This window comes from Streptomyces anulatus, assembly GCF_000721175.1.
GTDB classification, from domain to species: Bacteria; Actinomycetota; Actinomycetes; order Streptomycetales; family Streptomycetaceae; genus Streptomyces; species Streptomyces anulatus_C.
Genome location: NZ_JOEZ01000003.1, coordinates 506730 through 515475, shown reverse-complemented (window position 1 = coordinate 515475; position 8746 = coordinate 506730). Strand labels below are relative to the sequence as shown.

The following is an 8746-nucleotide window of genomic DNA, read 5'->3' as shown; positions in this document are numbered from 1 at the left end:
CAACTACGGCAGACGACTGAAAGCCACACCCGGCACCCCTGGGTGAGCCAACCCTACGAATGGCTCGCTCAGCCCGATCAGCAAGGTAGGGACGACTGAATCCGTTCGGGCGCGCTTCGGCTACTCCACGACGGCCAGCTCACGGGCGGTGTTGTTGAGCCGCCGGCCGCCGTCCTCGGTGACGGCCACGATGTCCTCGATCCGGACGCCGAAGCGGCCCGGGAGGTAGATGCCCGGCTCCACGGAGAAGCACATGCCGGGCACCAGCGGCTGCTCCTCGCCCTCGATCATGTAGGGCGGCTCGTGGGTGGTGACACCGATGCCGTGGCCGGTGCGGTGGATGAACCGGTCGGCGTAGCCGAATTCGGTGATCACCGCGCGGGCGGCCCGGTCGATCTCCTGGCAGGCGACGCCCGGCCGGACGGCGGCACAGCCCGCCTGCTGGGCCTCGCGGACGATGTCGTGGACCCGCTGCTCCTCGGCGGTGGGCTCGCCGACGTGGACCGTACGGGAGGTGTCGGAGCCGTAGCCGTGCTTCAGGCCGCCGAAGTCGAGAACGACCATGTCGCCTCGCTCGATGGTCCGTGCCCCCGCCTCGTGGTGCGGGTTGGCCCCGTTGGGGCCGGAGCCGACGACGGTGAAGTCGACCTGGGAGTGCCCGAACTCCTTCAGCAGCGCGGCCAGATCGGTGGCCACGTCGACCTCGCGGCGGCCGGAGAAACGCACCTTGAGGATCTCCTCGTACGTGGCGTCGGCGGCGGCCCCGGCGGCGGCGAGCCGCTCCAGTTCGGCGGTGTCCTTCACCGCGCGGAGCATCGGGAGCGCCTCGGTGAGCGCGGTGTAGGAGGTGCCGGGCAGCTCCCGCTGGAGGCCGAGCAGATGCATCGCCCAGGCGTTGTCGCTGACGCCGAAGCGGCCCTCGGCTTCCAGCAGCGGGGCGGTCACCGCGTACGGGTCCGTGCCGTCGGTCCAGTCCCGCAGGGTGAGGGCCGGCGCCCCGGTCGCGGCAGCCGCGTCGGGGGCCTCCAGGGTCGGGACCACCAGGACCGGGTCCTGGCCGGCCCGGAGCACGAGGAGCGTGAGGCGTTCGGTGCTCACGGGGCGGTAGCCGGTGAGGTGGACGAGGTCGGGGCCCGGCGCGACGATCACCCCGGCGAGCCCGGCCGCGGCGGCGGACTCGGCGGCCCGTGCCATCCGGGTCCGGTAGTCGTCGGCGGTGAAGGGCGGGGGGACGGACTGCTGGGCGGACGGGCTCGGGCTGGACATCAGGGCCTCCTGGCGGTGCGACACGGCACTCAGCATCCTGCCCGCCCGGCGGGGCGTACGCGACCGGCTTCCCGGCCGCGCTTCGGCGGGCCGTCAGCCGTCGGCCGTCGGCAGCCGCACGATCAGGTCGGCCCGGTCCCGGCCCCGCTCCACCAGTCGGGCGTTCGCCTCGTCGGAGCGGGCCACCCACTCCTCGGCGAAAAGCCGGGGCCTGCCGTGGCGCACGTGGCGGTCGACGAGCCGGCGCACCCGGACGTCCGGGTCGAGGTCCAGGAACCACACCTCGTCCAGCAGCCCGCGCACCGGCGCCCAGGGCCCGTCGTCGAGCAGCAGGTAGTTCCCCTCGGTGACGACGAGCGGGACGTCCGGCGGTACCGGCAGCGCCCCGGCGACCGGCTCCTCCAGGGACCGGTCGAAGGCCGGGGCGTAGACCGTGTGCACCGGGTCCGGGTCACGCAGCCGCCGCAGCAGGGCCGCGTACCCGGCCGCGTCGAAGGTGTCGGGGGCGCCCTTGCGGCCGGCTCGGCCCAGGCGGTCCAGCTCGGCGGCGGCGAGATGGAAGCCGTCCATCGGGACGAGGGCGGCGCGTTTGTCCAGGGCCGCGACCAGCCGCTCCGCCAGGGTGGACTTCCCGGCTCCGGGCGGGCCCACGATCCCGAGGACGCGCCGCCTTCCGGTCTCCGCGAGCGCGCGGGCCCGGTCCGTCAGCGCGGCCAGGCCGCCGGCGCTCGCGCCGTCCACGATGTCCATGCGGTGCATTGTGCGGCGGCGGGGAGCCCCGGCGTTAGTGTTACGTATAACTTCATCGATGGGAGGACTCCCCCGCCATGTCCCGTATCGCCCTGGTCACCCTGGTCGTCCGCGACTACGACGAGGCGGTCGCGTTCTACCGCGACGCGCTCGGCTTCGAGCTGGTGGAGGACACCGACCGGGGCGACGGCACCCGCTGGGTGGTGGTGCGCCCGCGCGGCGCGGCTCCCGGCACGGGGCTGCTGCTGGCCCGCGCGAAGGACGAGGTGCAGGCCTCGGCCGTCGGGGCGCAGACGGGCGGGCGGGTCGGCTTCTTCCTGCACACCGAGGACTTCGCGGCGGACCACGAGCGGATGCGCGCGGCCGGGGTGCGGTTCCTGGAGGAGCCCCGGCACGAGCCGTACGGCTCGGTCGCGGTCTTCGAGGACCTGTACGGCAACCACTGGGACCTGCTGCAGCCGGCCGTCTGACCGGCCCCGCTCAGTACCCGCCCCGGCCCTCCAGGTAGGCCAGCACCGCGAGGACGCGGCGGTGGACGGTGCCGTCGTCCGGCTCCAGGCCGAGCTTGGCGAAGATCGAGCCGATGTGCTTGCTCACCGCCCTTTCGGAGACGGTTAGTTCGGCCGCGATGGTGGCGTTCGCCTTGCCCTGCGCCATGTGTTCCAGGACCTCGCGCTCGCGGGCGGTGAGGCTCTGGAGCGGGCCCGCCGAGGACTTGCGGGTGAGGAGCTGGGAGACGACTTCCGGGTCGAGCGCGGTGCCGCCCGCCGCCACCCGGTCCAGCGCCTCCAGGAACTGCTCGACCCGGCCCACCCGGTCCTTGAGGCGGCGACCAGGGTGCTGCGGTCGGCGGTCGTCCTGGCCGACCGGCAGGCCGGCGAGCCGGCGCTGACCCGGCCGTCCGGACGGTCGGGCAGCGGGTTCGGGCGCCCGGCCCTCGCACCGTCCGAACGGGATGATGCTCAGGTCCGGGCCAGACCCGCTTCCCGTGCGGCCACCGCCTCCATCGCGTCCAGCACCGGCCGGATCAGCGGATGGCCCTCGGCGCCCTGCCGTACGGCCGCGAAGACGCGGCGGGTGGGGGCGCTGCCCTCGACCGGGCGGACGACCACCCCGGTCAGCTCCATCCCGCGCAGGGCGGACCGGGGCACCAGGGCCACTCCGGCGTCCGCCCCGGCCAGGGCGACCACGGCCCGGAAGTCGTCCGACGAGTGTTCGAGGCGGGGGGCGAACCCGGCGAACTCGCAGGCCAGGACCACCACGTCATGGCAGGGGTTGCCCGGGTACGGCCCGATCCACGAGTCCTTCGCGAGGTCGGCGACCGCGACCTGATCCTGGTCCGCGAGGCGGTGGTCCACCGGGAGCACCGCGTCGAACGGCTCCGAGTACAGCGGGACGCGGGTGAGGCGGCGGTCGTCCTCGGCGGGCGCGCCGCGGTATTCGACGGCCACCGCCACATCGACCTGGCGGTCCAGCACCATGGGCACGCTCGCGTCGCCCTCCGCGTCCTGGACCTTGACCCGGATGCCGGGCGCGGTGCGGGCCAGTTCGGTGAGGGCGGGGGCGAGGACGAGGCCGATGCCGGTGGCGAACGCGGCGACCGTGACCGTACCGGCGACGCCCGCGCCGTAGTCGGCGAGCTCCGCCTCGGCCCGCTCCAGCTGGGCCAGGACCACGTTGGTGTGGCTGAGCAGGATCTCCCCGGCGGCGGTGAGCCGGGCGCCGCGCGCCCCGCGTTCGACGAGGCGGTGTCCGGTCTCCTGTTCCAGGGCGGCGAGCTGCTGGGAGACCGCGGAGGGCGTCAGGTACAACGCGGCGGCGGCCGCGGTCACGGTGCGGTGGTCGGCCACCGCACGGAGGATTCGCAGCCGCCGCGCATCGATCATGTGCCCATTGTCCCAGGTCGCGACGAGTGCCCGACCCGGTGAGCGGTTACGCCTCCGCGTCCAGGGCGGCCCGCGCGTCGACGAACGCGTCCACGGCGCGGTTCACGTCGGCCGTGGAGTGCGCGGCGGAGAGCTGGACGCGGATCCGGGCCGCGTCCTGCGGGACGACCGGGTAGGAGAAGCCGATCACGTACACCCCGCGCTCCAGGAGCAGCTCCGCCATCCGGGCCGCCTTGCCCGCGTCGCCGATCATGACGGGGGCGATGGCGTGGTCGCCGGGCAGGAGGTCGAAGCCCTCCTCGGTCATCCGGGTGCGGAAGAGCGCGGTGTTGGCGCCGAGCTGCTCGCGCAGGTCTCCGGCGGACTCCAGCAGGTCGATGACCTTGAGGGAGGCGGCGGCGATGACCGGGGCGAGGGAGTTGGAGAAGAGGTACGGGCGCGAGCGCTGGCGCAGCAGGGCGACGATCTCGGCGCGGGCCGCGACGTAACCGCCGGAGGCTCCGCCCAGCGCCTTGCCGAGGGTTCCGGTGATGATGTCGACCCGGTCCATGACGCCGTGCAGTTCGGGCGTGCCGCGTCCGCCGGGGCCGACGAAGCCGACGGCGTGCGAGTCGTCGACCATGACCATGGCGTCGTAGCGGTCGGCCAGGTCGCAGATCTCCTGGAGCGGTGCGACGTAGCCGTCCATGGAGAAGACGCCGTCGGTGACGATGAGGCGGCGGCGGGCCCCGGACGCCTCCTTGAGCTGCGTCTCCAGGTCGGCCATGTCGCGGTTGGCGTAGCGGTGGCGCTTCGCCTTGGAGAGCCGGATGCCGTCGATGATGGAGGCGTGGTTGAGGGCGTCGGAGATGACGGCGTCCTCGGGGCCGAGCAGCGTCTCGAAGACTCCGCCGTTGGCGTCGAAGCAGGAGGAGTAGAGGATCGTGTCCTCCTGGCCGAGGAAGGCCGAGAGCCGCTGCTCCAGCTCCTTGTGGACCTCCTGGGTGCCGCAGATGAAGCGGACCGAGGCGAGCCCGTAGCCCCAGCGGTCCAGCGCCTCGTGGGCGGCGGCGATGACCTCGGGGTGGTCGGCGAGGCCCAGGTAGTTGTTGGCGCAGAAGTTGAGGACCTCGCCGGCGCGCCCGCCGGAGGTGACGGCCACGGTCGCGGACTGCGGGGTACCGATCACCCGCTCGGGCTTGTGCAGCCCGGCGGCGCGGATCTCGTCGAGGGTGGTGCGCAGATCGTCGCGTACGGAGTCGAACATGCGGATTCCTTATGGGATCAAGAGCGAAGGGCGGTCGGGAGGTCAGACGGTCCAGTCGAGGATGACCTTGCCGCCGAGGCCGCTCGCGGCGTCGTCGAAGGCCGCCTCGAAGTCGCGGAAGCCGTACCGGCCGGTGATCACGGGGGCGAGGTCGAGGCCGCCCTCCAGCAGGACGGACATGGCGTACCAGGTCTCGTACATCTCGCGGCCGTAGATCCCCTTGATGGTGATCATCGAGGTGACGATGCGGGACCAGTCGACGGCGAACTCCTCGGCGGGCAGGCCGAGCATCGCGATCCGGCCGCCGTGCGTCATGTTCGCGACCATGTCGCGCATCGCCTCGGGGCGGCCGGACATCTCCAGGCCGATGTCGAAGCCCTCGCGGAGGCCGAGTTCCCGCTGTCCGTCCGCGATGGTGCGGTCCGCGACGTTGAGGGCGAGGCTGACGCCGACCTTGCGGGCGAGGGCGAGACGCGCCTCGCTGACGTCGGTGATGACGACGTTGCGGGCGCCGGCGTGCCGGGCGACGGCGGCGGCCATGATGCCGATCGGGCCGGCGCCGGTGATCAGGACGTCCTCGCCGACCAGCGGGAAGGACAGCGCGGTGTGCACGGCGTTGCCGAACGGGTCGAAGATCGCGGCGATGTCGAGGTCGACGGGGACCCGGTGCACCCACACGTTGGACGCGGGCAGGACCACGTACTCCGCGAACGCCCCGTCCCGGCCGACGCCGAGGCCGACGGTGGAGCGGCAGAGGTGGCGGCGGCCGGCGAGACAGTTGCGGCACTTGCCGCAGACGAGGTGGCCCTCGCCGCTGACCAGGTCGCCGGCGGCGATGTCCACGACGTCGGAGCCGGTCGCGGCGACCTCGCCGACGAACTCGTGGCCGAGGACCAGCGGGGTGGTGACCGCCTGCTGAGCCCAGCCGTCATAGGCGCGGATGTGCAGGTCGGTACCGCAGATACCGGTGCGCAGGACCTTGATCAGGACGTCGTTGGGGCCGTACTCCGGCTCCGGCACGTCCATCAGCCACAGTCCGGGTTCGGCCTTCTGCTTGACGAGTGCCTTCACGGCTGCGGCTCCCTGACGTCGGTACGCGAGTGGATACCCCGGGCCTCGGGGCATGTCGGAGGAACCCTGCGGCCCGGGGTGGATCTTGGGTGTCAGCCCCCGTGGTGGGGGTTCGGCGGGACGGGACGGAGCATCTCGAAAGGCTCCACGCGCCGTCCCCGGCCGTCATGGAGAAGGCTGCCGTACGGCGGGGTCCCGGGTCCATCGAGGATTTCTTAAGCGCCGCCGCAGGAGATCTTCACGCCTGGCCGTGGCATCACCGGCCGCTGCCGCTCGTCGGCCTTGGCTTCCTCGGCTACAGCTCGCCGTAAGGGCCCAGGAAGCGGGGGCGGCCCTTCTCGATCCGGTAGAGGAAGATCCCGTTCTCGATCCGCACCTGGCGGGTCGAGGTGTGGAAGGCGAGGGTGCGCACGATCCCCCGGTGCTCGGTCCGCACGAGCCGCTGGGCGATGCCGCTGCGCACCTCGCCCGAGGCGCTGGTGGTCCCGGTGGCGCGGGCGATCAGGCCGACCGCGTCGTACGCCTCGGCGGCCCAGGTGGCCGGGGGCGCGCCGAAGCGCTTGCGGTGGGCGGCGGTGAACGCCTTGGCCGCCGGGAGGCCGGCGGGGTCGGCGTACGCCTCGGCGAAGACCCAGCCTTCGGCGGCCTCGCCCGCCCCGTCGAGGAAGGCGGGTCCGAGGGCGGGTCCGGCGGCGACCCGGGTGCCGGTGAATCCCTGGTCCGCCAGTGCGGTGGCCAGGCGGGCGGCGCGGGACGGGTCGCCGCCCCCGAGCACCACCGCGTCCGCCCGGCCGGACACGGCCTTACGGGCGACCGCGCCGAAGCCCGCGTTCCCCCGGGCGAGGGGGTGTTCGAGGAGGGCGGCGCCGGTGAGCGCGGCCTCGCGGAACGTGCCCCCGACCTCCCCCGCGAACCGGGGATCGGCGGCATCCTCGACGAGCAGGATGCGGGTCGCGGGGCGGGTGCGGGTCAGGTAGCTGATGAGGCCGGGCGGGAGCATGCGGTCGAAGGGGCGGATCACGCAGAGGTGGAGGGCGGTGCCGGACTCGGCGGTGCTGGAGCCCGCCGCGACGACGACGGTGGCCAGCCGTGCCGTGCCGTACCGCTGGACGAGGTCCTCGCGCAGCACCTCTCCGGTGGGTCCGAGAACCGCGATGACCGAGGGGTCCGCCGCCAGCCGGCCGGCCGCCCGCAGCGCCGCCGCCGGGTCCCCCGCGTCGTCCTCGGTGCGCAGGGCGAACCGGAACGCCTTGTCGGCGCGGGAGTTGTGGTCGGCGACGGCGAGCTGGGCGCCGCGCTGGTGGGCCAGCCCGGTGGCCCGGCCGGGTCCGCCGAGGTCGGCGTGGAGCCCGATCGTGTACGTGGGCGGCTCCCCCGGTCCCGCCGAGGGTCCGCCCGCCCCCTCGCCGCTCCCCCGCAGGGCGATCCAGGCCGCGGTGGAGCCGCCGGCGAGGACGACGGCCCCGGCCGCCCCCGCGGTCAGCAGCCGCCGGCGGGTGGGACCCGTCGCGCTTCCGCCCTCGGCGGGAGCGAGCGTGACGGGCAGCGGTTCGGGGTCCGGGAGCGCGAGGGCGGCGGCGGACCGCTCGGCGATCAGCGCGGGGAGCCCGGCGGGCATCCGCCAAGGGCCGGGGGTGGTGTCGGGGGCTGCATCAGGAGGGGCACGGAGAGTCTCGCGGGGGTCCGCGAACTCGCGCGGGTCCCTCGCCCGGTCCGGGCCCCGCTCCCCGTCCATCGCCAGGACGTCGCGGACCCGGCTCGCGGTAGGCCGGGCGGCCGGGTCCTTGGTGAGGCAGGCGGTGATCAGGGGCACCAGGCCGGGCGGAACACCGGTCAGGTCCGCCTCCTCGTGGATCGTGCGGTACAGGGCGCCCGCCCCGCTGCCCTCGCCGAACGGCCGCCGGCCGGTCGCCGCGTACACGAGGACGCAGCCGAGCGAGAACACGTCGCACGCCGGACCCAGCGGCCCGGCCGACGCCTGTTCGGGGGCCAGGTAGCCGGGCGTCCCGATCACCGCCCCCGTGGTGGTCAGCGCGGTGGCGCCCTCGTGGCGGGCGATCCCGAAGTCGATGAGGCGGGGGCCGTCGAGGGCGAGGAGCACGTTGCCGGGTTTGACGTCACGGTGGATCAGCCCGGCCTCGTGGACCGCGACGAGGGCCTCGGCGAGCCGGCTCCCGAGCGCCCGGACGGTGGTGGTGGGCAGCGCGCCGCCCGCGCCGACCACCTCGGCCAGCGAGGGCCCGGGGACGAACGCGGTCGCCAGCCACGGCTCGGGGGCCTCGGTGTCCGCGCCGAGCACCGGGACCACCCAGGGGCCCGTGATCAGGGCGGCGGCCTCCGCCTCGCGCCGGAAGCGGGCCCGGAAGCCGGGGTCGGCGGCGTGCTCGGCCCGGATCACCTTGACGGCGGCGAGCGCCCCGCCCGCCGAGCGCGCCAGGTAGACCACGCCCATGCCGCCCGCGCCGAGCCGGACGAGGGTGCGGTACGGGCCGACGGCGCGGGGGTCCTCGGAGGTGAGGGGCCGCAC

7 protein-coding genes and 1 pseudogene are annotated in these 8746 nt (G+C 74.4%); 1 reads left to right on the top strand and 7 read right to left on the bottom strand.

All coding sequences use genetic code 11. The features are described 5' to 3' along the window. Positions 1 to 120: 120 nt before the first annotated feature. Positions 121 to 1266, bottom strand: a complete 1146-nt coding sequence (locus IG90_RS0105300; RefSeq protein WP_030578273.1) for an aminopeptidase P family protein — start codon at positions 1264 to 1266, stop codon at positions 121 to 123. Positions 1267 to 1359: 93 nt separating this feature from the next. Continuing rightward, a complete protein-coding gene (locus IG90_RS0105295; protein WP_051859987.1) occupies positions 1360 to 2025 on the bottom strand; it encodes a nucleoside/nucleotide kinase family protein in 666 nt (221 codons plus the stop codon). Between the two features lie 68 nt (positions 2026 to 2093). On the opposite strand from IG90_RS0105295, the gene IG90_RS0105290 reads away from it, so the two are divergent. Further along, entirely contained in the window at positions 2094 to 2486 is a 393-nt protein-coding gene (locus IG90_RS0105290) for a VOC family protein (protein ID WP_030578266.1), read from the top strand. A 10-nt stretch (positions 2487 to 2496) separates the two neighbouring features. Here IG90_RS0105290 and IG90_RS0105285 read toward each other — a convergent pair. The 5 genes and pseudogenes from IG90_RS0105285 to IG90_RS0105265 all read right to left on the bottom strand — a co-directional run. Continuing rightward, a pseudogene (locus tag IG90_RS0105285) lies at positions 2497 to 2850 on the bottom strand (helix-turn-helix transcriptional regulator); the annotation flags it as partial. A 128-nt stretch (positions 2851 to 2978) separates the two neighbouring features. Beyond that, on the bottom strand, positions 2979 to 3902 hold the full coding sequence (locus tag IG90_RS0105280) for a LysR family transcriptional regulator (RefSeq protein WP_030578260.1): 924 nt from the start codon (positions 3900 to 3902) through the stop codon (positions 2979 to 2981). Positions 3903 to 3948: 46 nt separating this feature from the next. Beyond that, positions 3949 to 5148, bottom strand: coding sequence for a glycine C-acetyltransferase (locus IG90_RS0105275; RefSeq protein ID WP_030578257.1), 1200 nt, complete (start codon positions 5146 to 5148; stop codon positions 3949 to 3951). A 42-nt stretch (positions 5149 to 5190) separates the two neighbouring features. Then, positions 5191 to 6219: an L-threonine 3-dehydrogenase gene (tdh, locus tag IG90_RS0105270; protein ID WP_030578254.1), complete on the bottom strand. Its 1029-nt coding sequence runs from the start codon at positions 6217 to 6219 to the stop codon at positions 5191 to 5193. Positions 6220 to 6514: 295 nt separating this feature from the next. Beyond that, positions 6515 to 8746 carry a bifunctional serine/threonine-protein kinase/ABC transporter substrate-binding protein gene (locus IG90_RS0105265; protein ID WP_030578251.1) on the bottom strand — a complete coding sequence of 744 codons (2232 nt, stop codon included), beginning with the start codon at positions 8744 to 8746 and terminating at the stop codon, positions 6515 to 6517.

What these genes read in the sequence shown, in the direction of transcription:
- IG90_RS0105300 (WP_030578273.1), bottom strand. Translation starts at nt 1,266, where the DNA reads ATGTCCAGCCCGAGCCCGTCCGCCCAGCAGTCCGTCCCCCCGCCCTTC.
- IG90_RS0105290 (WP_030578266.1), top strand. Translation starts at nt 2,094, where the DNA reads ATGTCCCGTATCGCCCTGGTCACCCTGGTCGTCCGCGACTACGACGAG.
- IG90_RS0105295 (WP_051859987.1), bottom strand. Translation starts at nt 2,025, where the DNA reads ATGCACCGCATGGACATCGTGGACGGCGCGAGCGCCGGCGGCCTGGCC.
- IG90_RS0105280 (WP_030578260.1), bottom strand. Translation starts at nt 3,902, where the DNA reads ATGATCGATGCGCGGCGGCTGCGAATCCTCCGTGCGGTGGCCGACCAC.
- IG90_RS0105275 (WP_030578257.1), bottom strand. Translation starts at nt 5,148, where the DNA reads ATGTTCGACTCCGTACGCGACGATCTGCGCACCACCCTCGACGAGATC.